General features: G+C 66.6%; 19 protein-coding genes. 10 read left to right on the forward strand and 9 right to left on the reverse strand.

Annotated elements, in window-relative coordinates:
- Positions 1–12: 12 nt before the first annotated feature.
- The 10 genes from PJE01S_RS09160 to PJE01S_RS09205 all read left to right on the forward strand — a co-directional run bounded on the left by PJE01S_RS09160 (position 13) and on the right by PJE01S_RS09205 (position 9,915).
- Positions 13–762 carry a transporter substrate-binding domain-containing protein gene (locus PJE01S_RS09160; RefSeq protein WP_068833034.1) on the forward strand — a complete coding sequence of 250 codons (750 nt, stop codon included), beginning with the start codon at positions 13–15 and terminating at the stop codon, positions 760–762.
- 23 nt (positions 763–785) lie between these two features.
- The gene (locus PJE01S_RS09165) at positions 786–1,454 is read left to right on the forward strand and encodes an amino acid ABC transporter permease (protein ID WP_068833035.1); all 669 of its coding nucleotides are present in this window, start codon (positions 786–788) and stop codon (positions 1,452–1,454) included.
- Positions 1,451–2,227: an amino acid ABC transporter ATP-binding protein gene (locus PJE01S_RS09170; RefSeq protein ID WP_068833036.1), complete on the forward strand. Its 777-nt coding sequence runs from the start codon at positions 1,451–1,453 to the stop codon at positions 2,225–2,227. The genes PJE01S_RS09165 and PJE01S_RS09170 overlap by 4 nt, the downstream gene beginning before the upstream one ends.
- Positions 2,228–2,270: 43 nt before the next feature.
- Complete coding sequence (locus tag PJE01S_RS09175) at positions 2,271–3,134, forward strand: phytanoyl-CoA dioxygenase family protein (protein ID WP_068833037.1); 864 nt, start codon at positions 2,271–2,273, stop codon at positions 3,132–3,134.
- Positions 3,134–3,730, forward strand: coding sequence for a HutD/Ves family protein (locus PJE01S_RS09180; protein ID WP_068833038.1), 597 nt, complete (start codon positions 3,134–3,136; stop codon positions 3,728–3,730). Before PJE01S_RS09175 ends, PJE01S_RS09180 begins: the two co-directional genes overlap by 1 nt.
- Positions 3,731–3,807: 77 nt before the next feature.
- The gene (hutI, locus tag PJE01S_RS09185; protein ID WP_068833039.1) at positions 3,808–5,103 is read left to right on the forward strand and encodes an imidazolonepropionase; all 1,296 of its coding nucleotides are present in this window, start codon (positions 3,808–3,810) and stop codon (positions 5,101–5,103) included.
- Entirely contained in the window at positions 5,093–6,493 is a 1,401-nt protein-coding gene (locus tag PJE01S_RS09190; protein ID WP_068833040.1) for a formimidoylglutamate deiminase, read from the forward strand. Before hutI ends, PJE01S_RS09190 begins: the two co-directional genes overlap by 11 nt.
- A 20-nt stretch (positions 6,494–6,513) precedes the next feature.
- Positions 6,514–7,332, forward strand: coding sequence for an N-formylglutamate deformylase (hutG, locus tag PJE01S_RS09195; protein WP_068833041.1), 819 nt, complete (start codon positions 6,514–6,516; stop codon positions 7,330–7,332).
- Between the two features lies 1 nt (position 7,333).
- On the forward strand, positions 7,334–8,776 hold the full coding sequence (locus PJE01S_RS09200) for an FAD-binding oxidoreductase (RefSeq protein ID WP_068833042.1): 1,443 nt from the start codon (positions 7,334–7,336) through the stop codon (positions 8,774–8,776).
- The gene (locus PJE01S_RS09205; protein ID WP_068833044.1) at positions 8,773–9,915 is read left to right on the forward strand and encodes a histidinol-phosphate transaminase; all 1,143 of its coding nucleotides are present in this window, start codon (positions 8,773–8,775) and stop codon (positions 9,913–9,915) included. The genes PJE01S_RS09200 and PJE01S_RS09205 overlap by 4 nt, the downstream gene beginning before the upstream one ends.
- A 37-nt stretch (positions 9,916–9,952) precedes the next feature.
- Here the strand turns inward: PJE01S_RS09205 and fdhF are convergent, their stop codons facing one another.
- The 9 genes from fdhF to PJE01S_RS09250 all read right to left on the reverse strand — a co-directional run bounded on the left by fdhF (position 9,953) and on the right by PJE01S_RS09250 (position 23,979).
- Positions 9,953–12,925 (reverse strand): formate dehydrogenase subunit alpha, encoded by a 2,973-nt coding sequence (gene fdhF / locus PJE01S_RS09210; protein ID WP_068833046.1) that lies wholly within the window; start codon positions 12,923–12,925, stop codon positions 9,953–9,955.
- Positions 12,922–14,745, reverse strand: a complete 1,824-nt coding sequence (locus PJE01S_RS09215) for an NADH-ubiquinone oxidoreductase-F iron-sulfur binding region domain-containing protein (RefSeq protein ID WP_068833048.1) — start codon at positions 14,743–14,745, stop codon at positions 12,922–12,924. Before PJE01S_RS09215 ends, fdhF begins: the two co-directional genes overlap by 4 nt.
- A gap of 527 nt (positions 14,746–15,272) precedes the next feature.
- The gene (locus PJE01S_RS09220; RefSeq protein WP_068833050.1) at positions 15,273–16,238 is read right to left on the reverse strand and encodes a D-2-hydroxyacid dehydrogenase; all 966 of its coding nucleotides are present in this window, start codon (positions 16,236–16,238) and stop codon (positions 15,273–15,275) included.
- 12 nt (positions 16,239–16,250) lie between these two features.
- Positions 16,251–18,275, reverse strand: coding sequence for a transketolase (gene tkt / locus PJE01S_RS09225; protein ID WP_068833052.1), 2,025 nt, complete (start codon positions 18,273–18,275; stop codon positions 16,251–16,253).
- Positions 18,276–18,336: 61 nt separating this feature from the next.
- Entirely contained in the window at positions 18,337–19,368 is a 1,032-nt protein-coding gene (locus tag PJE01S_RS09230) for a TRAP transporter substrate-binding protein (RefSeq protein ID WP_068833054.1), read from the reverse strand.
- Between the two features lie 34 nt (positions 19,369–19,402).
- On the reverse strand, positions 19,403–20,152 hold the full coding sequence (locus tag PJE01S_RS09235; protein WP_068833414.1) for an SDR family NAD(P)-dependent oxidoreductase: 750 nt from the start codon (positions 20,150–20,152) through the stop codon (positions 19,403–19,405).
- Between the two features lie 61 nt (positions 20,153–20,213).
- Positions 20,214–21,224 (reverse strand): transketolase family protein, encoded by a 1,011-nt coding sequence (locus tag PJE01S_RS09240; protein WP_068833056.1) that lies wholly within the window; start codon positions 21,222–21,224, stop codon positions 20,214–20,216.
- Complete coding sequence (locus PJE01S_RS09245; RefSeq protein WP_068833058.1) at positions 21,221–22,081, reverse strand: transketolase; 861 nt, start codon at positions 22,079–22,081, stop codon at positions 21,221–21,223. Before PJE01S_RS09245 ends, PJE01S_RS09240 begins: the two co-directional genes overlap by 4 nt.
- A gap of 38 nt (positions 22,082–22,119) precedes the next feature.
- The gene (locus PJE01S_RS09250; RefSeq protein WP_068833060.1) at positions 22,120–23,979 is read right to left on the reverse strand and encodes a TRAP transporter large permease; all 1,860 of its coding nucleotides are present in this window, start codon (positions 23,977–23,979) and stop codon (positions 22,120–22,122) included.
- Positions 23,980–24,203 lie beyond the last annotated feature (224 nt).

The raw sequence follows: 24,203 nt of genomic DNA on the forward strand, positions 1-24,203 counted from the left end.
GGAGACTCCCCCATGACATTTCGTCGTCACTTCCTTCTGTCCAGCCTCGCTGCCCTCACCTTTGGCGCCAGCGGCGCGCATGCCCAGGACAATGTGCTGCGCGTAGGCACCGACGCCACCTTCCCGCCCATGGAGTTTGTGGAAAACGGCAAGCGCGCGGGCTTTGACATCGAACTGGTCGAAGCCATTGGCAAGACGCTGGGCAAGCGCGTCGAATGGGTGGACATCGACTTCAAGGGCCTGATTCCCGGCCTGATCTCCAAGCGTTTCGACATGGCGGTGTCCGGCATCTACGTGACTGAAGAGCGCAAGAAGGTGGTGGATTTCACCGACTCCTACTACGCCGGCGGCCTGGTGGCCATGATCAAGGATGGCAACACCGTCATCAAGAAAATCTCGGACCTGGACGGCAAAAAAGTCAGCGTGCAGGTCGGCACCAAGTCGGTGGGCTACCTGCAGGAAAAGTTCCCCAAGGTGCAGCGCGTCGAGGTGGAAAAGAACCAGGAAATGTTCAACCTCGTGGACATTGGCCGTGCCGACGCCGCAGTGACGGGCAAGCCCGCCGCCTTCCAGTACGTGCGCACCCGTCCCGGCCTGCGCGTGCTCGAAGAGCAATTGACCGTCGAGGAATACGGCATGGCCCTGCGCAAGGACACCCCCGAACTCACCAAGGCGGTCAATGGCGCGATCGCCAAGCTCAAGGCGGACGGCACCTATGCCACCATCGTGAAAAAGTGGTTCAGCAATAGCGCTGCCAAGTAAACCAGCCATATTGCGACTGATCAATGGAACTCGATTTTTCTCCCGTTTGGGGCGGCTGGCCCCAACTCCTGGAGGGGGCGCTGATCACGGTGGAAGTCACTGCCGCCTCTTTGCTGCTCGGTTGCGTCATGGGCTTGCTGGTCGGCATTGGCCGGATCAACCCCCAGCGGCGCTTTATATATGCCCTGTGCACGGCCTACGTGGCGGCCATCCGCGGCACGCCGCTGCTGGTACAGCTGTTCATTCTGTTTTTTGGACTGCCCCAATTCGGCATCTTGCTGCCAGCCTTCGTCTGCGGTGTGATCGGCCTGGGCATTTACTCGGGCGCCTATGTGTCGGAGATCGTGCGTGGCGCGATCCAGTCCATAGACCGCGGGCAGATGGAAGCGGCGCGCTCCATCGGCATGTCGTCCGGGCTGGCCATGCGCACGGTGGTGCTGCCGCAAGCCGTGGTTCGCATGATTCCCCCGCTGGGCAATGAGTTCATTGCCCTCATCAAGAACTCGGCCCTGGTGTCGCTGCTGACCATCCATGACCTGATGCACGAAGGACAAAAGATCATCAGCGTCTCCTACCGCTCGCTGGAAGTCTACCTGGCCATCGCCATGATGTATTTTGTGCTGACGGGCCTGACCACGCTGGCGCTGCGCCACATGGAATTACGCCTGCGCGCAGGAGGAATGGTGCAATGAAAGAAGTCAATCCAAACGCGGCACCCATGGTCCGCATTCGCGGCCTGCGCAAATCCTTCGGCAGTCATGTGGTGCTGGACGGCATCGACTTCGACGTTCAGCCGTCCCAGGTGGTGGTGGTGATCGGGCCCAGCGGCTCCGGCAAAAGCACCTTCCTGCGCTGCTGCAACGGGCTGGAGAAACCCGAAGGCGGAAGCGTGGAAATCTGTGGCCGCCCCCTGATGCAGGACGGCCGCATGCTGCCCGACCATGACCTCAATGCCTTGCGCGAAGAAGTCGGCATGGTGTTCCAGTCCTTCAACCTGTTTCCGCATCTTTCGGTGCTGGACAACGTGACGCTGGGCCCGCGCAAACTGCGCTCGCTTTCACGCGCTGAAGCCGAGGTGGAAGCCCGCGCCCTGCTGGAAAAGGTCGGCCTGGCGCACAAGGCGTCGGCCATGCCGGCCAGCCTGTCGGGTGGACAGAAGCAGCGCGTGGCGATCGCCCGGGCACTGGCCATGAAGCCCCGCGTGATGCTGTTCGACGAACCCACCTCGGCGCTCGACCCTGAACTGGTCGGGGAAGTGCTGCAGGTCATGAAGCTGCTCGCCAGTGAAGGCATGACCATGATGGTGGTGACCCACGAAATGGACTTCGCGCGCGAGGTCGGTGACGTGGTCGTGGTCATGGACGGCGGCGGCATCATCGAGGCCGGCGCACCCGACGTGATTTTCACCAACCCGAGCCAGGAGCGCACGCGCTCGTTCTTGCAGGCCGTGCTCACGCGAACCTGATCGCCACCGGCACGACCCCGCCCCACCAGGAGATGACATCGCCATGAACCCAGCCAGCGTGACCCCGTCCCTCCTCCTGCAGCGCCGTCTGCAGGAGCGCTTGAGTGAGCAGCAGGTTGCGGACTTTGACCGCGATGGCGCGATCTGTGTCCGGCAACTGCTGTCGGCGGGCGAGGTGGCGCTGCTGCGTGAAGGCATCGATGCCAACCTGGCGGCGCCCAGCCCGCGCGCCAAGGTCGCCAGCCGGCCGGATGATCCGGGGCGTTTCTTCGAGGACTTCTGCAACTGGCAGGACATTCCCCAGTTCGGGCGCTTCATCCACGAAACGCCGCTGGCGCTGGCGGCGCAGCGCCTGATGCCATCGGCCAGCGTGCGCCTGTACCACGACCATGTGCTGGTTAAGGAGCCGGGCACGCGCCAGCGCACGCCCTGGCATCAGGACCAGCCCTACTACAACATCGAGGGCCGGCAGAACATCAGCATGTGGATTCCGGTCGACCCCGTGCCGCGCGTGTCCACGCTCGAGTTTGTGGCGGGCTCGCACAAGGGGCCCTGGCTGATGCCGCGCACCTTCATGGACCACCAGGCCAAATGGTTTCCCGAGGGCAGCCTGGCCGACCTGCCGGACATCGAAGCAAACCGGCCGGCTTTTCCCATCGTCGGCTGGGACATTGAGCCCGGCGATGTGGTGTGTTTTCACATGCTGTCGCTGCATGCGGCCGGCGGCGTGGAGGGCCCCAACCGGCGCCGCGTATTTTCAATTCGATTCCTGGGCGACGACATTCGCCATGCCCCCAGGCCCTGGAAAACCTCACCCGAATTTCCGGGCCTGGCCGAGCAGTTGCCGGCCGGCGCCCCCATGGAACACCCGCTGTTTCCCTTGCTCGTGCCCCCACAGGAGTTGTGATGCAGTTTTTTGACCTGGCCGCCTGCCCCCCGATGCCCTGGAAGAATGGCGGCGGCAGCACCCGCGAACTGGCCTGCTGGCCAGCGGGCGCCGGCATGCAGGATTTCGGCTGGCGCGTGAGCGTCGCCACCATTGCCACACCCGGGCCGTTCTCGATCTTTGCCGAGGTGGACCGCGTGATCATGCTGCTCGATGGTGACGGCGTGCACCTGCGAGCCGCCGATGGCAGCCTGGACCATGCCTTGGACCAACGCTGGCAGCCGCTGGCGTTTTCAGGCGATGCGGCGGTGGACTGCCGCCTGCTGGGCGGTACCTCCACCGACTTCAACCTGATGCTGCGCCGCGGCCAGTGGCGCGGCCATGTCCAGGTCGCCAACGATGCCCGGCCGCTGGGCAAGACGCCAGCCGGCCTGTGCATGGTGCTTGGCGGGCGGTGGACGCTCACTACGCCGGACGGCACGCGCGAGTTGAGTCCTGGCCAGGGCCTCTGGTGGGCGGAAGAAGAAGTCCATGGCGCGCTTGCACCCATTGATGGTCCCCAGGCGTCAGCCATGGACGCGGCGGCACTGGCCTGGCTGCCGCTCTCACCGGCTTAAAGAATTCAATCAAATAGACCGCTAGCCCTTGATGTACAAGCGCTGACAGCTACTTATTCAATAGCAAACAGGGAACGATGAAAAATCAAAAGCAAACATCGCCAACCGTCCCCAGTGCCGACGGCGTGTGGGAGGCCTTGAGGCTGGTGCCCGGGCTGAGCCACCCCGATGTGCCGCTGGCCGATGATGCGCTGGCCACCGTGGTGGTCGAGCGCGGTGTGGTGCGCTGGGTGGGCCCCGGCCATGCGCTGCCGCCGGCCCATGCCACGCTGCCGCGCTTTGCGGGCCAGGGCGCCCTCACCACACCGGGCCTGGTCGACTGCCACACGCACCTGGTCTACGGCGGCCAGCGTGCCAACGAATTCGCCCTGCGCCTGGCGGGCGCCAGCTACGAAGAAGTGGCCAGGGCCGGCGGCGGCATCGTGTCGTCGGTGCGCGCCACGCGCGAAGCCAGCGAGGACGAGTTGTTCGCACTCGCCCTGCCGCGCCTGCAGGCGCTGCTGGACGAGGGCGTTTGCGCCATCGAGATCAAATCCGGCTACGGCCTGGCGCTGGAGCACGAGCGCAAGCAGCTGCGCGTGGCACGCCGCCTGGGTGAAGCACTGGGCGTCACGGTGCGCACCACCTTTCTCGGCGCGCACGCCTTGCCGCCCGAATATGCCGGGCGCAGCGCCGCCTACACCGAGCTGGTCTGCAAAGAGATGCTGCCCGCATTGGCCGCCGAAGGCCTGGTGGATGCGGTGGACGTGTTCTGCGAGCGCATCGCCTTCACCCTGGCCGAAACCGAACAGGTCTTCCAGGCCGCGCAGAAGCTGGGCATTCCCGTGAAGCTGCACGCCGAACAGCTGTCGGACATGGGGGGCTCCGCGCTGGCCGCGCGCTACGGCGCGCTGTCGTGCGACCACATCGAGCATTTGTCGCCCACCGGCATTGCCGCCATGAAGGCCGCGGGCACCGTGGCCGTGCTGCTGCCGGGCGCCTACTACACCCTGCGCGACACCCAGCTGCCGCCTATTCAACAGCTGCGCGATGCCGGCGTGCCCATGGCCGTGTCCACCGACCACAACCCCGGCACCTCGCCCTGCTTAAGCCTGCTGCTCATGGCCAACATGGCCTGCACGCTGTTCCGGCTCACGGTGCCTGAAGCGCTGGCGGGCATCACCAGCCATGCCGCCCGGGCGCTGGGCCTGCAGGACAGCCACGGACTGATCGCCGCCGGCCGCCCCGCCAATTTTGTGCTCTGGCGCCTGCGCGAAGCCGCCGAGCTGGCCTATTGGCTGGGCCAGAAACCCGATTGCACCATCGTCCGACAGGGCCAGGTGGTGCGCAACACGCTGGCGATACAGCCGCAAGGAACCCGACATGGTGCATGACCCCCACAGCCTCTTTGCCGCCAATGCCCTGCTGCCCACCGGATGGGCCCGCAATGTGCAGCTGCAATGGGACGGCACGGGACGACTGACCCAGGTCACGCCCAACAGCACGGCCGCCGAAGGCACGCCCGTGGCTGCCGGCCCCTTGCTGCCCGGCATGCCCAACCTGCACTCGCATGCCTTCCAGCGCGCCTTTGCCGGCCTGACCGAGTACCGCGCCGCCGCCCAGGACAGCTTCTGGAGCTGGCGCACGCTGATGTACCGCTTTGCCGCGCGCATCACGCCCGAACATCTGGAGGCCATCGCCACCTGGCTGTATGTGGAGATGCTGGAGGCCGGCTACACCTCGGTGTGCGAATTCCACTACGTGCACCATGACCGGGGCGGCCAGCCCTATGCCGACGACGCCACGCTCTCGCAGTGCCTGCTGCGCGCCGCGCAGGCCGCGGGCATAGGCATCACGCTGCTGCCCGTGCTCTACCAGACCAGCGGCTTCGGCGGCAAGCCGCCGCATGAAGGCCAGGCGCGCTTCATCCGCAGCACCGACAACATGCTGGACCTGCTGCAGCGCCTGCAGCCCCTGTGCGCGGCGCAGGGTGCGCAGGCCCGCCTGGGCCTGGCGCCGCACTCGCTGCGCGCCGTGCCGCCCGACAGCCTGCGCGCCGCCGTGCAGGGCCTGAGCGCACTTGATGCCTCGGCACCAGTCCACATCCACATTGCCGAGCAAACCCAGGAAGTGGACGACTGCGTGGCCTGGAGCGGCCAGCGCCCCGTGCAGTGGCTGATGAACCACGCCGACGTCAATGCCCGCTGGTGCCTGGTGCATGCGACGCACATGACACCCGAGGAATACACCGCCGCCGCCCGCAGCGGCGCGGTGGCCGGCATCTGCCCCAGCACCGAAGCCAACCTGGGCGATGGCATTTTCGACATGCCGCAGTGGCTGGCCGCCGGCGGCGCCTGGGGCGTGGGCTCGGACAGCCACGCCTGCGTCAATGCCGCCGAGGAATTGATGCTGCTCGAATACAGCCAGCGCCTTTCGCGCCGCCAGCGCAATGTGCTGGCCAGCGCCGACCATCCGCAGGTCGCCACGGCCATGACCCTGCAGGCCGTGCAAGGCGGCGCGCAGGCCGCCGCACGTCCCGTCGCCGGCCTGGCGGTGGGCCAGCAGGCCGACATGGTGGCACTCGATGCCGAGCATGTGGCGCTGCGCGAGTTGCCCGCCGACAGCATGTTGTCGGCCCATGTGTTCGGCAGCCACCGCACCTCGGCCATCCACAGCCTGTGGACCGCCGGCAGGCAGCGTGTCGCCGCCGGCCGCCATGCCCTGCACGAGGGCGCCGCCCAGGCCTTTGTGGCGGCACGCTCCGCCACCATCCAACCCGACTGAGCTTCTGGAGAATTTTGCGCATGAGCACCGCCCACACACCACCGCCCTTCCAGTTTCACCAGGGCAGCCAGCCCTTGCTGATCTCCATGCCGCACGCCGGCACCTATGTGCCGCCGGCGCTGGCGCAGCGTTTTACGGCCGAAGCCCGCCAGGTCCCCGACACCGACTGGCACTTGGCGCGCCTCTACGACTTTGCGGTGGACATGGGCGCCTCGGTGCTGGTAGCCACGCATTCCCGCTATGTGGTGGACCTGAACCGTCCGCCCGATGGCGCCAGCCTCTACCCCGGCCAGAGCGTGACCGGCCTGTGCCCGGTCGACACCTTTGACGACACCCCCATCTACGCCCGGGGCGATGTGCCCGGCGACGCCGAAATCGTCGCACGCCGCGACGCCGTCTGGGCGCCCTACCACCAGCAGCTGCGCGCCGAGCTGGACCGCATCAAGGCCAGTCATGGCGTGGCGATGCTGTGGGATGCGCACTCCATCCGCTCGGTGCTGCCGCGCTTTTTTGAAGGCAAGCTGCCCGACCTGAACCTGGGCACCGCCAATGGCGCCAGCTGCGACAAGGCCCTGGCCGAGCAGCTGCTGGCCATTGCCCAGTCGGCAACGGGTTACACCGCCGTGCTCAATGGCCGCTTCAAGGGCGGCCACATCACGCGCCAGTACGGCCAGCCCGAGCAAGGCATCCATGCCATCCAGCTGGAAATGACCCAGTGCAGCTACATGCAGGAAGCCCTGCCTTTTGACTACCTGCCCGAGGTGGCGGCGGGCGTTCAGCCGCATCTGCGCCGTATGCTGGAGGCGGTGCTCGGCTTCGCGCACAGCCATAGAAGCTGACATGGAAACGCCGGCAACCACCCTCTCGCTGATCGACGACCTGGTTTCGCAGCTAGGCCAAGGCGCGGTGCAGTGGGGCGAGGCCATTGACGCGCGCTACCAGGCCGACTGGAGTGGTGCGCCGCCGGTTCGCCCTTTGGCGCTGGTGCATCCCGCCCATCCCGGCGAAGTCGCCACGGCGCTGCGTATCTGCCATGCCCACCGCGTCCCCGTCGTGCCGCTAGGCGGCCTGACGGGCCTGGCCGGCGGGGCCATGCCCCAGGAAAATGCCGTGGCGCTGTCGCTGGAACGCCTGAACGCCATCGAGCAAGTGGACACGGCGGCCGCCACCCTGACCGTGCAGGCCGGCGTCACCCTGCAAGCCGCGCAGGAAGCCGCTCAGGCCGCAGGCCTGCTGTTGGGCGTGGACCTGGGCGCGCGCGGTTCCTGCCAGATAGGCGGCAACCTCGCCACCAACGCCGGCGGCAATGGCGTGGTGCAGTTCGGCATGATGCGCGAGCAGGCCCTGGGCCTTGAAGTCGTGCTGGCCGACGGCACCGTGTTGAACATGCTACGGCCCATGCTCAAGAACAACACCGGCTACGACCTCAAGCAGTGGTTCATAGGCTCGGAGGGCACGCTGGGCGTCATCACCCGCGCCGTGCTCAAGCTCCACCCCGCGCCGCGCGCCCGGGTGAGCGCACTGGTCGCGCTGCCGGACTATGCCAGCGCCATCCGGCTGCTGCGCTTGCTGCAGGCGCATTTCCCGGGGGCGCTGGCCGCCTTCGAACTGATGTGGGAAGACTTTTATGCCACCTCCCTGCGCTGGAGCCAGTTGGCATCGCCACTGCCGCAGGCCTATCCCTTCATGGTGCTGGCCGAGGTCACCGGCCGCGACCAAGCCCTGCTGACCGACAGCCTGCAGACCGCCCTGGGCGAAGCCATGGACCAGGGCATCGTGCTCGACGCCGTGGTGGCCCAGTCGCAGGCCCAGGCGCTATCGCTGTGGCGCATCCGCGAAGCCACGGCGGAGTTCCCCACGCACCTCGTGCCCATCAATTTCGACGTCAGCCTGCCTATCGACCAGATCGGCGACTTCGCCGAGCAGTGCGTAAGCGCCTTGACGGCGCGCTGGCCGGACCAGCGCACGCTGCGCTTTGGCCACCTGGGCGACGGGAATCTGCACCTCACGACCGACGCCCGCTCGCTCGGCGCCAGCCTGACCCCGGAGCAGGCGGCACACGAAGTCGAGGAGATGGTTTACGCCCTGCTGGCCCAACGTGGCGGCAGCATCTCGGCCGAACACGGCATAGGCCTGCACAAAAAACCCTATCTGCAAGCCAGCCGCACGCCGGCCGAGCTCGCCGCCATGCGCGCCATCAAGCTGGCGCTGGACCCGCTGAACCTGCTCAATCCGGGCAAGATTTTTGACCTCACGCAACAGGACCCGAAAGCCACGCCATGACCACTGCCTCCGCCGAATTGCTCAGCCGCCTTGCGCGGCCCGAAGTGCGCGACCTGCCGGCCTACAACGCCGGGCTGTCGTCCGATGTCGTGCGCCAGCGCTATGGCGTCACGCATGTCGCGCGCCTGGCCAGCAATGAAAACCCCTTCGGCCCCAGCCCTGCGGTCGCCAAGGCGCTGGCCGAACTCGCCGGCGCTGCGGCCACCTACCCCGACGCCAACAGCCAGGCCCTGCGCAGCGCCATTGCCGAACGTACAGGCACGCAGGCCGGCCAGGTGGTGATGGGCAACGGCTCCGAAAACCTGCTGGAAGTGCTGTGCCAGGCCTTTCTCTCGCCCGGCGACCGGGTGGTGACGCTGAGCCCGTCCTTCGGCCTGCATGACATCTATCCGCGCATGATGGGTGCGCGGGTGCAGATGGTGCCGGTGACGCCAGCGCTGGAATTCGATGTCGACGCGTGGTGCGACGCACTGGCCGGCGGCCCGCAGCCGCCCAAACTGGCCATGCTGAGCAACCCCTCCAACCCGGTGGGCTGCATGCTCGACGCCCATGCCTTCAGGCGCATCGTGCAGGCCACACCGCCCGAAACCCTGCTGGTGATTGACGAGGCTTATTACGAATACGCGCGCCTGACCCCCGGGTTCCCCGACGCCCTGGCCGAGTTGCGCGCGCAATCCCGTCCGTGGATAGCTCTGCGCACCTTCTCCAAGGCCTGGGGCCTGGCCGGCTTGCGTGTTGGCTACGGCATTGCCTCGGACGAAAAACTGGTGCAGATCCTGGACCGCGTGCGCACGCCCTTCAATGTGAACCTGGCCGCGCAAACGGCCGCACTCGCGGCCTGGAAGGACCCGGCACACATGGAGATGAGCGTGCGCGAAACCGTGGCACGGCGCGACGCACTGGCGGCGCAACTGCACGCCCTGGGCGTGACCATGGCGCCCTCCGCGGCCAACTTCCTGTTTCTGAATCTGCAGCGCGCCAACGGCCCGGTCGCCGAAGGACTGCTGGCGCGCGGCGTGGCCGTCAAGCCGTGGAAGGAACGCGGCTACGAGAATTTCATCCGCGTTTCCATCGGCAGCGCCGAGGACAATGCCTTGTTCCTGCAGGCCTTCACGGACGTGATGGGCCTGGCTTCCTGAGGCCTGTCAAAGCGGGCCCGGCGTTCAGGCGCCATTTTCAGGCCCGCGCCAGGGTCTCGCCCGCACCATAGCCCGCCGTGGCAGCCGCCGCGCCGCCGCGCCGAATGGCCACCGCGCAGTACTTGAACTCCGGGATTTTTCCGAACGGGTCCAGCGCGGCATTGGTCATGAGGTTGGCGGCGGCCTCGTAATAGGCAAAGGGAATGAAGACGGCCCCCTGCGGCGTACCGTCGTCACGGCGAACATGAATCGCCACCTCACCCCGGCGCGATTGCACCGTGACCACGTCCCCCGCCGCCAGGCCCAGCGCCTGCAGGTCGGCACCACACAGCGAGGCCGTCGCCATGGGCTCGATCGCATCCAGCACGGTGGCGCGGCGCGTCATGCTGCCGGTGTGCCAGTGCTCGAGCTGGCGCCCGGTGATCAGCACAAAGGGGTAGTCGGCGTCGGGACGCTCGTTGGCGGGAATGATGTCGGCGGGCACCAGCTTGACGCGGCCGTCGTCGGTATCGAAGCGGTCCATGAACACCGTCGGCGCACCGGGATCGTCCGCGCTCAGGCAGGGGTAGGTCACGCTGGACTCGCGCTGCAGACGCTCCCAGCTAATGCCTGAAATCACCGCATGCATGGCCTGGCGCATTTCTTCATACACCGCTGCCACGCCAGCATGTTCGCCCGGGTAGTTCCAGTCCAGTCCCATGCGTGTGGCCAATTGCTGGATGATCCAGAGATCGGGCCGGGCTTCACCGGGCGGATCAATGGCCTGCTGGCCCAGTTGCACCATGCGGTCGGTGTTGCTCACCGTGCCGGTCTTCTCGGGCCAGGCCGTCGCTGGCAGCACCACATCGGCCAGCCAGGCGGTTTCGGTCATGAAGATGTCCTGCACCACCAGGTGCTCCAGGCTGGCCAGCGCATGGCGCGCATGGTTGAGGTCGGGGTCGCTCATGGCCGGGTTCTCGCCCATGATGTACATGCCGCGCACCTTGTGCGGGTCGCTGTCGGGCGCCAGCGCCTTGTGCATGATCTCGACCACGGTGTAGCCGGGCTGGTCATCCAGCGGCATTTTCCAGAAGTCCTCGAACCAGGCGTGCGCCGCCTTGTCGGTCACGCGCTGGTAGTTGGGATACATCATGGGAATCAGGCCGGCATCGCTGGCGCCCTGCACATTGTTCTGGCCGCGCAGCGGATGCAGGCCCGAGCCGGGTTTGCCAATCTGCCCGGTCACCGTGCTGAGGGCAATCAGGCAGCGCGCGTTGTCGGTGCCGTGCACATGCTGGCTCACGCCCATGCCCCAGAGAATCATCGCGCCCCTGGCCCGGGCAAATTCACGCGCGACTTCGCGCAGCGTTTGCGCCGGAATGCCGCAAATAGGTGCCATGGCTTCGGGGCTGTAGCCCTTGACGTTTTCACGCAGCGCTTCAAAGTTGCTGGCACGCTTTTCAATGAAATCGCGGTCAGTCAAACCCTCGTCAATCACCGTGTAAATCAGGGCATTGAGCATGGCCACATCGGTGTCGGCCTTGAACTGCAGGGTGCGCCAGGCGTATTTGCCTATGTCGGTGATGCGGGGGTCGGCCAGCACGATTTTCGCGCCCCTTTTTGCGGCATTCTTCATCCAGGTCGCCGCCACCGGGTGATTCGCCGTCGGGTTCGAGCCGATGATGAAAATCAGGTCCGAATGCGCCACATCATTGACCTGGTTGCTCACCGCGCCCGAGCCCACGCCTTCGAGCAGCGCCGCCACGCTGGAGGCATGGCACAGGCGCGTGCAATGGTCCACGTTGTTGCTGCCAAAGCCGGTGCGCACCAGCTTCTGGAACAGGTAGGCCTCTTCGTTGCTGCCCTTGGCCGAGCCAAAGCCCGCCAGTGATTTTTTGCCGTGGGTGTCGCGCAGGTATTTGAGCGAACCGGCGGACAGCGCCAGCGCCTCCTCCCAGGAGGCTTCGCGAAACACCTCCGACCAGTCGGCGCTATCGCGATTGAGATGCTGCAGGGCTTCGGGATCTTTGGCCACGCCGGACTTGCGGATCAGCGGCACCGTCAAACGCTGCGGGCTATGGGCATAGTCAAAGCCAAAGCGCCCTTTTACGCACAGACGGCTGTGGTTGGCCGGGCCGTCGCGCCCGTCCACACTGACAATCTTGTTGTCCTTGACGTTATAGGTCACCAGGCAGCCGACGCCGCAGAAGGGACAGACCGAATCGACCTTTTTATCCACCCGCTGCGAGCCGATTTGCGTCTTGGGCATGAGCGCGCCCGTGGGGCAGGCCTGCACGCATTCGCCGCAGGCCACGCAAGTGCTGTCGCCCATGGGGTCGTTCAGGTCAAACACGATTTCGCTGTGCGCGCCGCGCTGGGCGTAGCCGATCACGTCGTTGACCTGCTCCTCGCGGCAGGCACGCACGCAGCGCTTGCACTGGATGCAGGCATCCAGGTTCACGGCCATGGCGGGATGTGACAGGTCGGCCTGGGGCTGCTCGCGGCGCAGCGCCTTGAGTTCGGGCCGCACCGTGACATCCATGCGCGCCGCCCAGTCGCTCAGCTCACCATGCTGGCCGGGGGAGCCCTCACCCCTGCCCTCTCCCGGAGGGAGAGGGAGTGAACGCGAATTAATCCCCTCTCCCCCTGGGAGAGGGTCAGGGTGAGGGCTCCCCGAATTCGCATCGTTCCATTTGTAGCCCTGCTCCGGCATGTCCGACAGCAGCATCTCCAGCACCATCTTCTGGCTCTTGAGGGCGCGCTCGCTGCCGGCCTGCACCTCCATGCCGGCTACGGCGTTGCGGCAGCAACTCGGCGCCAGCGTGCGCTCGCCCTTGATTTCGACCACGCAGGCGCGGCAGTTGCCGTCGGGGAGATAGCCGTCCTTGTAGCAAAGATGCGGAATGTCCACGCCGTGGCGCTGGGCCGCCTTGAAGATGGTTTCGCCTTCGTAGGCATGAAGGGTTTTGCCATCGAGCGTGAACTCGACGGTTTGAGGCATCACCTCGACCCGCTTGGCAGGAGCGTTCATGCTTGGCCCCCAATCTCATGCGCAAAATATTTCTGGACGCTGCGCACCGGATTCGGCGCGGCCTGCCCCAGTCCGCAGATCGAGGCATCGACCATGACCTGGCTCAGGTCCTCCAGCGTCGCGTTGTCCCAGCGTTCGGCCTGCATCAACCGGGCCGCCTTGGCGGTGCCGACGCGGCAGGGCGTGCACTGGCCGCAGCTTTCGTGCTCGAAGAATTTCATCATGTTGAGGGCCGCGTCGCGCGCCCGGTCCTGCTGACCCAGCACGATGACGGCGGCCGAACCGATGAAGCAGCCATAGGGCTGCAGGGTGTCAAAGTCCAGCGGAATGTGGTTCAGGCTGGCCGGCAGAATGCCGCCCGAGGCGCCGCCGGGCAAATAGGCGTAGAGCGTGTGGCCGTCGGCCATGCCGCCGCAGTATTCGTCAATCAATTCCTGCAGCGTGATGCCGGCGGGCGCGAGTTTCACGCCCGGGTTTTTCACGCGGCCGCTGACGCTGAAACTGCGCAGCCCCTTGCGGCCGTTGCGGCCGAAGCCGCTGAACCATTGCGGGCCCTTCTCCACAATGTCGCGCACCCAGTACAGCGTTTCGAAGTTGTGCTCCAGCGTGGGCCGGCCAAACAGGCCCACCTGGGCGATATAGGGCGGGCGCATGCGCGGCTCGCCGCGCTTGCCTTCGATGCTTTCGATCATGGCCGACTCTTCGCCGCAGATGTAGGCGCCGGCGCCGCGCCGCAGTTCGATCAAGGGCAGTGCGCAGGGCGGGTCGGCCTGCAGCCTGGCGATTTCGGCCTGCAGCATGGCGCGGCAGTCGTGGTACTCGTCGCGCAGGTAGATGTAGCAGGCCTCAATGCCGACCACCTGCGCGGCGATCAGCAAGCCTTCCAGGAAACGGTGCGGGTCGCGTTCCAGGTAGACGCGGTCCTTGAAGGTGCCGGGCTCGCCTTCGTCGATGTTCACTGCCATCACGCGCGGGGCCGGCTGATCGCGCACGATGCGCCACTTGCGGCCCGCCGGAAAACCCGCGCCGCCTAGGCCGCGCAGGCCGGAATCCTCCATGGCCTTGAGGATGGCCTCGGCTTCTTCCTCTCCATTGACCACCGACGCGGCCAGCGCATAGCCGCCGTGGGCGCGGTAGGTCTCATAACCGGTATAGCCCGGCCTGGCGTCGCGTGCCGAGCCGGTCACACTCTTTTCCGCATGATCAGACGCTACGAAATTAATAGCATCCTTCACCCGTACTTTCTGGGCTAAAGGCCTTATTTCCTCCTGAATAACGGCCTGAAGCGCGTCCACGGTGGCAAAAGGCACGGCGCGCTGGTGCACTGCCGCGACCGGCGCCTGCTCGCAGCGGCCCATGCAGGGCGCCGCCACCACCCGCACATCCTGGTGGCCCAGCAAGGCCGGCAGGCGCGCCAGCAGGTCTTGCGCCCCGGCCAGCTCGCAGGCCAGGCCGTCGCACACGCGCACCGTCAGGCCGGGAGCCTTGCTGTCGCCCTTGAGCACTTCGAAGTGGTGATAAAAGGTGGCCACCTCGTAGACCTCGGCCATGGGAATGTTCATCTCACTGGCCAGCGCGACCAGGTGGCGGTCGTGCAGGCAGCGCCAGGCGTCGTTGAGCTGGTGCAGATGCTCGATCAGCAGGTCGCGGCGATGGCCTTCAGCCGGGCGCTCGCCGATCAGCGCGCGTACTTCGGCCAGGGACACCTCATCGGCCTGGCGGCCCTTCAACTTGCTTTTGCGGCGTATGCGGTCCCGCAACTGGTCCACCGTGGCGATGGTGACCGCCGGGACGGCGGAAGGCTGGATGGATGGATTCATGCGGCACTGTGGCTCGCGGCCGCCGCCGCGTCAAATTGAATCGGCGTATGCGCTGATTCAATCCTTGAATGAGCAGCACGGCTTGACGCCTCAATGCCCCTAGGCGGATTGGACTGGGAGCTGGCTTTCGACGGCAGCAGCCGGCTGGCAGCAACGGGCCCGTTACCGTCAGTCACCGGAAAGAAGTGAATGACAAGTTGGCAGCGATAGCGGGTACCGGCCAACGGCTGCTTCTATGGAGCCTCGTTTGTCAAGCCGTCTTTGAAGGTTTCGCAAGGAATGTCTGCATAGGGGCCGAGAGCGGTCGAAGACTTTACTGAGACTGGATAGCGGTCGCCGGGGGCAGGACTGCGCGTGGCGCCGTATCAACTTGACCAATGTCCGGGCACGGACGTGTCTACTCGCAGCTATAACTGAATCCTTCTGCGCCTGGTGTCTAGGCGAGGATGGCCGGCAACAAGGGGCCGCCCTCCGCCAATGACCGCTTCAATCTGCATAGCCCCTCCTTCGATACGGAATCGACCGCATCAGTAGGCGCCAAGGACCACGTTCGTCGGCCTGCCGGCGACGAAGTTTTCGACGTTGTCCATCAACTGATCGGACAGCGCTTGCTGTGCCTCGTCGGACGCCCATGCCACATGCGGCGTGAGGATCACGTTGTGGCGCGAAGCTGCGCGCATCAGCGGGTTGTCGGGCGAAGGCGGCTCGCCGTCGACGACGTCGAATCCGGCACCGCTGATGAGCCCCGCGTCGAGCGCCCGCACCAGATCGGCTTCGTCCACAAGCCCACCGCGCGCGGTGTTGACGATCAGCGGGCGGCGCCGCATGGCCTCGAACTCGGGCATCGCGATCATGCCCCGCGTGTCCTTCGTCAGCGGCGAATGCAGGGTGATGACGTCGCTGGTCTCGAGGACCTCCTGCCAGGGTGTGTACAGGGGACCCAGCCCGCTCTTGCCCTTGTGGGCGGCGAACAGCGGCACCATGCCGAAGGCGCGGGCGAGCTCGGCGACCCGCTGGCCGAGCACCCCTTCGCCGATGATGCCCAGCCTCGCGCCCGCGAGGTCGCGGATGGGGTGGTCGAAGAAGCAGAACTGCCCCGACGCCTGCCAGCGGCCGCGGAGCACGGATTCGCGGTAGGCGACGAGGTTGCGCCGCAGTGCGAGGATGAGCGCGAAGGTGTGCTCGGGCACCGTGTTGACGGCGTAGGCGCGGATGTTCACGACCGCGATACCGCGCGCCTGGCAGGCGGCCTTGTCGATGCAATCCGTGCCGGTGGCCGCCACCGCGACGAGGCGCAGTGCGGGCAGGCGCTCCAGCATGGCCGCGGTGATGGGCGCCTTGTTGGTGATGGCAATGCTCGCACCCTCCAGCCGCTCGGCGACCTGGTCGGGCGCGGTGAACGCATGCTCCTCGTACGCGTGCTCGAAGTTCGGTCGGCGCAGCTGGATCTGCGGCGCAATGGTCGCGCGGTCCAGGAAAACGATCTTGTGCATATCAGTGTCTCGTCAGTTCTGAAGTTGCAGCCATCGCTTCGCCTCGGCGACCACCGCCGAGGGCACGATGCCGAAGTGCTCGTACAGCTCGTCGGCGGGCCCGGACGCGCCGAAATCGGCCATGCCGATGAAGCCGCCGCGCTCGCCCAGGTAGCGATCCCATCCGAAGCGCACGGCGGCCTCCACGGCCACGCGGATGCCCCCCTGCGGCAGCACGGAAGCCCGGTAGGCCGCGTTCTGTGCGTCGAAGAGCTCCCAGCAAGGCATCGATACCACCGCGGTGGGCACGCCCTGGGCCTGCAGCAGTTCGCGCGCCTGCAAGGCAATCGCCACTTCGGAGCCGGTGGACATGAGCGTCACCTGACGCGGGCCGCCAACGGCTTCGGCCAGCACGTAGCCGCCGCGGCGCGAGAGGTTGTCGGCCTGGTGCGTGCGCCGCACGAGCGGCAGCGCCTGTCGCGCGAAGACCATCGTGACGGGGCCGCTGCAGTGTTCCAGCGCGATCTCCCAGCACTCGGCGGCCTCCACGGCATCCGCGGGACGCAGCACCAGCATGTTGGGCATGGCACGCAGCGAGGCCAGGATCTCCACCGGTTGGTGCGTGGGGCCGTTCTTGCCGACGCCGATGGAGTCGTGGCTGAACACGAACTTCACCGGCAAGCCCATCAGCGCAGCCATGCGCATGGCCGGCCGCTCATAGTCCGAGAAGGCGAGGTAGGTGACCGCCAGCGGAATGACACCGCCATGCGCGGCCATGCCGTTGGCCATGGCACCCATCAGGTGTTCGCGCACGCCGCAGTGCACATACGCGCCGCTGCGATCGGCAGCGGTGAAGGCCGCGAGGCGGCGCTTGTGGCTGGTCGGCGCCTCGAGGTCTGCGCAGCCCACCATGCGCTCGGGCAAGACGTCGGTGAGCAGGTCGTTGATCTCCGCCGAGATCATGATGCCGCCGGGCGCTTCGCTGCGCTCCGTGGCCTGCCGCTTGTAGCGCAGAAGTGTCTCGCGCCAGCCGTCGGGCAGTTCGCCGGCGATGACGCGGTCGAACTCTGCGCGCTCCGCGGGCGAGAGCGCAGCGTGCCGGGCCTGCCATGCGGCGTGCTTCTCTGCGCTGCGGCGGCCTGCATCGCGCCAGGCTTCCAGTACGGACGCGGGCACCTCGAATGGTGCATGGGGCCAGTCGAGTTCCTTGCGGGCGATGTCCGCGTCTTCGGGATGCAGGCGCGCGCTGTGGCCGCCGCGCTGGCCCTGGAGACGTGCGAGGCCGCGCGCGATCACGGTGCGGCACGCGATCATCGACGGACGGGGGTCGAGCTTCGCGGCAGCCAACGCCGCCGACACCGCTTCGAGGTCGTGCCCATCGACCTCGATCACGTGCCAGTCCGCCACGCGAAAGCGCTCCGCGACGTTTTCACTGATCGACAACGCGGTGCTGCCGTCATCGGTGATGCGGTTGTCGTCCCACAGCAGCACCAGCTTTCCCAGTCGGAGATGACCGGCCAGCGAGATCATTTCCTGGCCGATGCCCTCCTGCAGGCAGCCGTCGCCGACGAAGGCGTAGGTGTGGTGGTCCACCAGCCCGCTGCCGAAGCGTGCGTTGAGGTAGGCCTCCGCCACTGCCATGCCGAACGCGTTGGCAATGCCCTGGCCCAAGGGCCCGGTGGTCACCTCGATGCCGTGCCCGGGCGCGATCTCGGGATGGCCTTCGCAATGCGAGCCCATCTCGCGGAAGCGCTGGACCTGGTCGATCGAGATGGCCTCGTAGCCCGTCAGGTACAGCAGCGCGTAGAGCAGCATCGAGCCATGGCCGTTCGAGAGGACGACGCGGTCGCGATCAGGCCAGGTCGGGTCGGCCGCAAGGAACTTCAGGTGACGCGTGTACAGCGCGGTGGCGATCTCGGCCATGCCGAGCGGCACGCCCTGATGCCCTTCGCCCGCACGCACGATCGCATCAATCGCGAGAAAACGGATCGCGTTGGCAAGCTTTGACAACGCGGGCCTCGGCACGTCCGCGGCACTCGGGGCAAGCACTGCACTCATTGAGTAACCTCCGTGCTTCGCACTGCGGTGCGAGCTTGCTTGGGGCGGCCCGGCGCGGCGCTCATGCAAGCGACCCTGCACTTTCTTCAAGCAGCTTCCAGGCGTCCTCGCCAAACTTGCCGCGCCAGTCCTTGTAGAAGGTGGTCTTGGCGAGGGTGGCCTTGAACGCCTTCTTGTCGGGCTCGATGAACTGGAGGCCCTTGGCCTGCAAATCGCCGCGCAGCGTCTTGCTGAGCGTGGCGATGTCGGCGCGCTCGTCGTTGGCGGACTTGTCGAACTCGCGGAAGACGATCTCCTGGATGTCCTTGGGCAGGCGGTCTACTGCCTTGCGGTTGCCGAGGATCCAGTACGCGTCCCACACGTGGTTGCTCAGGCTGCAGTACTTCTGGACCTCGTACAAGCGCGCCGTGGCAATGATCGCCAGCGGGTTCTCCTGGCCTTCGACCAGCTTGGTTTGCAGCGCCGAATACACCTCGTTGAAGTTGATGGGCGTCGGGCTCGCGCCCAGCGCGGTAAACAGCGTCGAGAGCATAGGCGCCGAGGGCACGCGCAGCTTCAGGCCGCGCAGGTCATCGGGGGTGTTGATCGGCCTGGTGGACGTGGTGATCTGGCGAAAGCCGTTGTCCCAGGGCTTGGACATGGTGAGCAAGCCCACCTTCTCGATCTGCCCGCGCACATACTTGCCGAGCGGGCCGTCCATCGCTTTCCAGACCTGGTCGTAGTCGGTGAAGGCGAAGCCGGTGTTGACGATGCCGGCCGCCGGCACCAGCGTCGACAGGACCGAGCTGGCCTGGTTGAAGAATTCCACGCCCCCGTTGCGCACCTGGGCCAGGAGGTCGGTGTCCGAGCCCAACTGGTTGGCCGGGAACAGGCGGATCTCCAGGCGTCCCTTGGTCGCTTCCCTGATGCGCTCGATGGCTTCCTGCGCCCGCTTGTTGACGGGGTGGCTGGGGTCCTGTCCGGTGGCGAGCTTGTAGGTGAATTCGGCGGCATGCGCGCGCCGCGGCAGCATGGCGACCAGGGGGAGCGCCGCGGCGCCGGCCAGGCATTGCCGACGGGTCAGGTTCGGACGAGAGGTTTCGGGCTGGGTCATTGTTGTCTCCGTTGGGGGTGTGTGAAGCAGCCGATCAGTGGATCAACATGCCGCCATTGACGTCCAGCGTGATGCCGGTGCAGTACTTGGCGAGCGGGCTGGCCAGGAAGACGACGCATCCGGCGACGTCGGCCGGCTCGCCGATGCGGTTCAGGGGGATCTGGTCCAGGATGCCCTGCATGCGGTCATCGGGGATCAGGCCCTTGTTGATGTCGGTCGCGATGAGGCCGGGCGTGACGCAGTTGACGCGGATGCCGTCGATGCCGAATTCGCGCGCCATCGCGCGTGCCAGGCCGAGCACGCCGGCCTTGGCCGCCGAGTAGTGCGGGCCGCCCAGGATGCCGCCGCCGCGCTGCGCCGACACCGACGAGATGCAGACGATGGAGCCGGTCTTGGCCGCGCGCATCGTCGGCAGCACGGCCTGCGACATGTAGAGCGTGCCGCGCAGGCTCACGTCGAGCACCGCGTCGTAGTCCGCGCCGGTGATGTCGCCCGTCTTGCGTGGCTGCGTGATGCCGGCGTTGTTGACGAGGATGTCGATGCGGCCGCATTGCTCCACGGCCGCCTTGGCGGCGCGTTCGCAAGAGGCCTTGTCAGTGACATCGGCCACCAGGCCCACGTGCTGCGGACCGAGTTTGGCGGCAGCGCCGGCCGGGTCGGCGCGTTCGAGGTCGAGGATCACGACGCGGGCGCCTTGCTCTGCCAGCATGCGTGCGGTGGCGAAGCCAAGTCCATTGAGGCCGGCGCCGCCGGTGATGAGGGCTACTTTGTCTGCGAGAAGCATGTTGATCTCCAATGAGGGGTTGTGTTGAATTTGCGTTGAATGAAAGGGTCAGGCCGGGGCTTCAGCCCAGCCACTTGCGGATGCGGTTGGCCAGCGCCTCGCGGCTGATGCCGTAGCGCTCGTGCAAGGTGGGCAATGCGCCCGCGTCGAGGAAGGCGTCGGGCAATCCGGCGAGCTCGAAGCCGGCCGGCTGCACCCGGTGTCGCAGCAGCGCGCTGGCGACAGACTCGCCCAGTCCGCCGATGACGGAGTGGTTCTCCGCGACGACCACGAGGCGATGCTTGTAGCGAACGGCTTCGACGATGGCGGCTTCGTCGAGCGGCTTGATCGTCGGGCAGTGCAGCACGGCCACGCCGACGTTGTCCGCCGCCAGGTCCTGCGCGACTTCGAGCGCGCGCATCGTCATGAAGCCGCTGGAGATGACCAGCACGTCATTGCCGTCACGCAGCATCCTGGCCTTGCCGAGCTCGAACTTGTAGTCGTACTCGTCGAGCACGAGGGGCACGTTGCCGCGCAGGAGGCGCATGTAGACCGGCCCTTTGTGCGCCGCGATCTGCGGCACGGCCTGCTCGATGTCGAGCGCATCGCACGGGTCGACGATCGTCAGCCCGGGAATGCCGCGCATCATCGCGATGTCCTCGGTCGCCTGGTGGCTGGGGCCGTAGCCGGTCGTCAGGCCGGGCAATGCGAAGCACATCTTGACGTTGAGGTTCTCCTCGGCGATGACCTGGTGGATGAAGTCATACGCGCGCCGCGTGCCGAACACCGCGTAGGTGGTCGCGAAGGGCACCAGTCCCTCCTTGGCCATGCCTCCCGCGGCGGCGAGCAACAGTTGCTCGGCCATCCCCATCTGGTGAAAGCGTTCCGGGTAGGCCTGCGCGAACAGGTGCAGGTCGGTGTACTTGGCCAGGTCGGCCGTCATGCCGACGACTTCCGGACGCTGCGCGCCCAACTCGACCAGTGCCTTGCCGAAGGGCGCGGCCTTGACGCGCTGCCCTTCGGAGGCGATCGAGGCGATCATCGCCGAGGTGGTCAGGCGCGGCTTTTTCTTTTCCGCAACAACGGTGTTCATGCGAGGGCTCCTTCGGTTTGCTTGGCGGCCGACCAGCTGTCGTCCAGTATCTGCAGCGCCTGCTGCCATTCGGGCGGGTCGACGCGGATGAAGTGGTTCTTCTCGCGCTGCTCGAGGAAGGGCACGCCCTTGCCCATCAAGGTGTCGAACAGGATCACGCGCGGCTTCGCTTCGGCCAGGTCGCGCGCGTTGCCGAAAGCCTTCAGCACGGCCGGCAGGTCGTTGCCGTCCACGCGTTGCACGTCCCATCCGAAGGCCGCCCACTTGTCGGCCAGCGGCTCGAAGCCGAGCACCTTGCTGGAGGGACCATCGGCCTGCTGGTTGTTGATGTCGACCAGGCAGACCAGGTTCGACAGCCGATGGTGCGCAGCGCCCATGGCCGCCTCCCACACCGAGCCCTCGTCGAGCTCGCCGTCGGACATCGAGACATAGACGAAGGCCGGGTTCTTCTTCTGGCGCAGGCCGAGCGCCATGCCCACGGCGATCGGCAGGCCCTGGCCGAGCGAGCCGCCCGACATCTCCATGCCCGGCGTGTAGGTGGCCATGCCCGACATCGGCAGGCGGCTGTCGTCGCTGCCGTAAGTCTCGAGTTCACTCTCCTGAATGATCCCGCCCTCGATCAGCGCCGCGTAGAAGGCGATGGCGTAATGGCCGTGCGAGAGCAGGAAGCGGTCGCGGCCTTCCCACTCGGGCTCGGCGGGACGGTAGTTGAGCGCATGGCCGTAGGCCACGGCGAGCACATCCGCCCAGCCGAGGGCCTGGCCGATGTAGCCCTGGCCCTGCACCTCGCCCATGCGCAGGGCAAAGCGGCGGATGCGGTAGGCCCGTTCGCGAAGATTCTTCGTCAGATCAGACATGTGTGTCCTTTGTTGAAAGTCGGTGAGGGGGAGCAGGCTCAGAGCAGCCCGATGGAGAACCAGGGCACGAAGGCCACGACGAGCAAGCCCACCAGCAGCGCGCCGAGATACGGCCAGATGCGGCGCAGGGCGACGTCGGGGTTTGCGCGGCCGATCGTGCAGGCGGCGTAGTAGCCCAGGCCGAAGGGCGGGGCGAACAGGCCGATGCCCATGGCCAGGATGATCACCATCGCGTAGTGCACTTCATGCACGCCGATGGCCTTGGCGACCGGGAACAGGAGCGGTGCGAAGAGGACCATCGCCGGGATGCCTTCGAGCACGCTGCCAAGCACGATGAAGGCCGCGATCGACACCAGCAGGAAGCCGTACTTGCCGCCCGGCACGCTGGTCATCAGCTCTGCCAGGCTGTGCGAGAAGCCCGACTGCGTCAGTGCCCACGACATGCCGGTGGCCGTGCCGATGATGAAGAGGATCGCGCCGGACAAGGCCGCCGTATCGACCAGCATCGGATAGAGACGGCGCCAGTCGAAGCGGCGATAGATGAACAGGCCCGCGACGACCGCGTAGGCAATGCCGATGGTCGACACCTCGGTGGCCGTCGCCACGCCTTCGACCACGGCCGTGCGAATCAGCACCGGCAGCAACAGCGCCGGCAACGAGATCAGCAGCGTGCGGCCGACGACGCTGAAGGGCGCGCGCTTCAGGCCGTGCGCAACCTCTGCGCTGCGGTAGCGGGCCAGCAATGCCAGCATCACCGCCAGCACCACGCCCGGCAGCAGGCCGCCGGTGAACAGCGCCCCGATCGAGATGCCCGCGACCGAGCCAATGGTGATCAACACCAGCGAAGGCGGAACGGTCTCGGCCATCGCACCGGATGCGGCCAGCAGCGAAATCAGCTCGCCTTCGTCGTTGCCGCGCTTCTTCATCTCCGGCAGCAGCACGGGGGCCACGGCGGCCATGTCGGCCGTCTTGGCGCCGGAGATGCCGGAAACCAGCAGCATCGCCCCGAGCAGTACGTAGTTCAGGCCGCCCCGCACATGGCCCAGCAGCGAAGCCAGGAAGTCCACCATCGCCTTGGCCATGCCGGTCATCTCGACCAGGTGCCCCAGCAGGATGAACAAGGGGACCGCCAGCAGGATCAGCGAACTCATGCCCTCGTCGATGCGACCGCTGACCACCGCGAGTGGCGTGGACGTGACGCAGAGCAAGAAGGCAACTGTCGCCATGCCGAAGCAGAACGCGATCGGCACGCCGAGCAGTACGCCGGTGCCCAACAGCAACGCAAAGAATATGACCAGATTCCAGTTGCCGACCGACTGCAACCAGCCCGAGCCGACATAGAGCGCGATGGCCAGTGCCGCGAGCGCGATGGTCACGCCGACGAGATCCGCGATGCCGACGCGGGCCAGGCGCAGCAGGCCGAGCGCAATCATCAGTGCAGCGCCGGCAGGCACTGCCGCTGCACGGATCGTGTTCGGCCACGACAGGGCCGGCGTCTGCACGATCCATTCGTCGGCGGCGTACTCGGTCATCGGACCGATCAGGATCACGAGCATCAGGCAAGGCACCGCGATCGCCAGGGTCTCCGCCCAGGCCCTGGCCCGAGGGCCCCAGCGCGACACCAGCGCCGTGGTGCGCATGTGCGAGCCGCGGCGCAGCGCCACGGCGGCGCCCAGGTTGGCGAGCCAGAGGAAGAGGATCGACGCGAGTTCGTCAGCCCAGGGAATCGGGCTGTTGAAGATGAAGCGCATGATCACGCCCGCCAGCAGCACGACCACTTCGCCGATGACCAATGCGGCAGCGGGAATCTCGATGGCGTGGCCGAGCCACGACTCGGCGCGCACCAACAGCGAATCGTCCGGTTGCACGGGGTGTGCGTCCAGCAACGCGGTGCTCACTTCAGGCCCCCGACGCTGGCTTGCAGCATCGCCCGGCCTCGGGCTGCATGGGTGAGAGGGTTCGGCATCTCGGTTGTCTCCTTGGGCTGGTGGATCGATGGGACGAACGTCGGAGATGCCGATGCCCTCGGCGTGGCCTCGATGGCTGGCGCACTTGCCTGTCGCCTTGTCTCCTGAGTTCCTGGGAGCGGATGTTATGTGCCGGAGCACTTGACGACAAGCGA

Source organism: Polaromonas jejuensis NBRC 106434, assembly GCF_001598235.1.
GTDB classification, from domain to species: domain Bacteria; phylum Pseudomonadota; class Gammaproteobacteria; order Burkholderiales; family Burkholderiaceae_C; genus Polaromonas; species Polaromonas jejuensis.

What these genes read in the sequence shown, in the direction of transcription:
- PJE01S_RS09245 (WP_068833058.1), bottom strand. Translation starts at nt 22,081, where the DNA reads ATGTCTGATCTGACGAAGAATCTTCGCGAACGGGCCTACCGCATCCGC.
- PJE01S_RS09180 (WP_068833038.1), top strand. Translation starts at nt 3,134, where the DNA reads ATGCAGTTTTTTGACCTGGCCGCCTGCCCCCCGATGCCCTGGAAGAAT.
- PJE01S_RS09165 (WP_068833035.1), top strand. Translation starts at nt 786, where the DNA reads ATGGAACTCGATTTTTCTCCCGTTTGGGGCGGCTGGCCCCAACTCCTG.
- PJE01S_RS09200 (WP_068833042.1), top strand. Translation starts at nt 7,334, where the DNA reads ATGGAAACGCCGGCAACCACCCTCTCGCTGATCGACGACCTGGTTTCG.
- PJE01S_RS09175 (WP_068833037.1), top strand. Translation starts at nt 2,271, where the DNA reads ATGAACCCAGCCAGCGTGACCCCGTCCCTCCTCCTGCAGCGCCGTCTG.
- hutG (WP_068833041.1), top strand. Translation starts at nt 6,514, where the DNA reads ATGAGCACCGCCCACACACCACCGCCCTTCCAGTTTCACCAGGGCAGC.
- PJE01S_RS09220 (WP_068833050.1), bottom strand. Translation starts at nt 16,238, where the DNA reads ATGCACAAGATCGTTTTCCTGGACCGCGCGACCATTGCGCCGCAGATC.
- PJE01S_RS09230 (WP_068833054.1), bottom strand. Translation starts at nt 19,368, where the DNA reads ATGACCCAGCCCGAAACCTCTCGTCCGAACCTGACCCGTCGGCAATGC.
- PJE01S_RS09170 (WP_068833036.1), top strand. Translation starts at nt 1,451, where the DNA reads ATGAAAGAAGTCAATCCAAACGCGGCACCCATGGTCCGCATTCGCGGC.
- PJE01S_RS09235 (WP_068833414.1), bottom strand. Translation starts at nt 20,152, where the DNA reads ATGCTTCTCGCAGACAAAGTAGCCCTCATCACCGGCGGCGCCGGCCTC.
- PJE01S_RS09160 (WP_068833034.1), top strand. Translation starts at nt 13, where the DNA reads ATGACATTTCGTCGTCACTTCCTTCTGTCCAGCCTCGCTGCCCTCACC.
- tkt (WP_068833052.1), bottom strand. Translation starts at nt 18,275, where the DNA reads ATGAGTGCAGTGCTTGCCCCGAGTGCCGCGGACGTGCCGAGGCCCGCG.
- fdhF (WP_068833046.1), bottom strand. Translation starts at nt 12,925, where the DNA reads ATGAACGCTCCTGCCAAGCGGGTCGAGGTGATGCCTCAAACCGTCGAG.
- PJE01S_RS09205 (WP_068833044.1), top strand. Translation starts at nt 8,773, where the DNA reads ATGACCACTGCCTCCGCCGAATTGCTCAGCCGCCTTGCGCGGCCCGAA.
- PJE01S_RS09215 (WP_068833048.1), bottom strand. Translation starts at nt 14,745, where the DNA reads ATGAATCCATCCATCCAGCCTTCCGCCGTCCCGGCGGTCACCATCGCC.
- hutI (WP_068833039.1), top strand. Translation starts at nt 3,808, where the DNA reads ATGAAAAATCAAAAGCAAACATCGCCAACCGTCCCCAGTGCCGACGGC.
- PJE01S_RS09190 (WP_068833040.1), top strand. Translation starts at nt 5,093, where the DNA reads ATGGTGCATGACCCCCACAGCCTCTTTGCCGCCAATGCCCTGCTGCCC.
- PJE01S_RS09240 (WP_068833056.1), bottom strand. Translation starts at nt 21,224, where the DNA reads ATGAACACCGTTGTTGCGGAAAAGAAAAAGCCGCGCCTGACCACCTCG.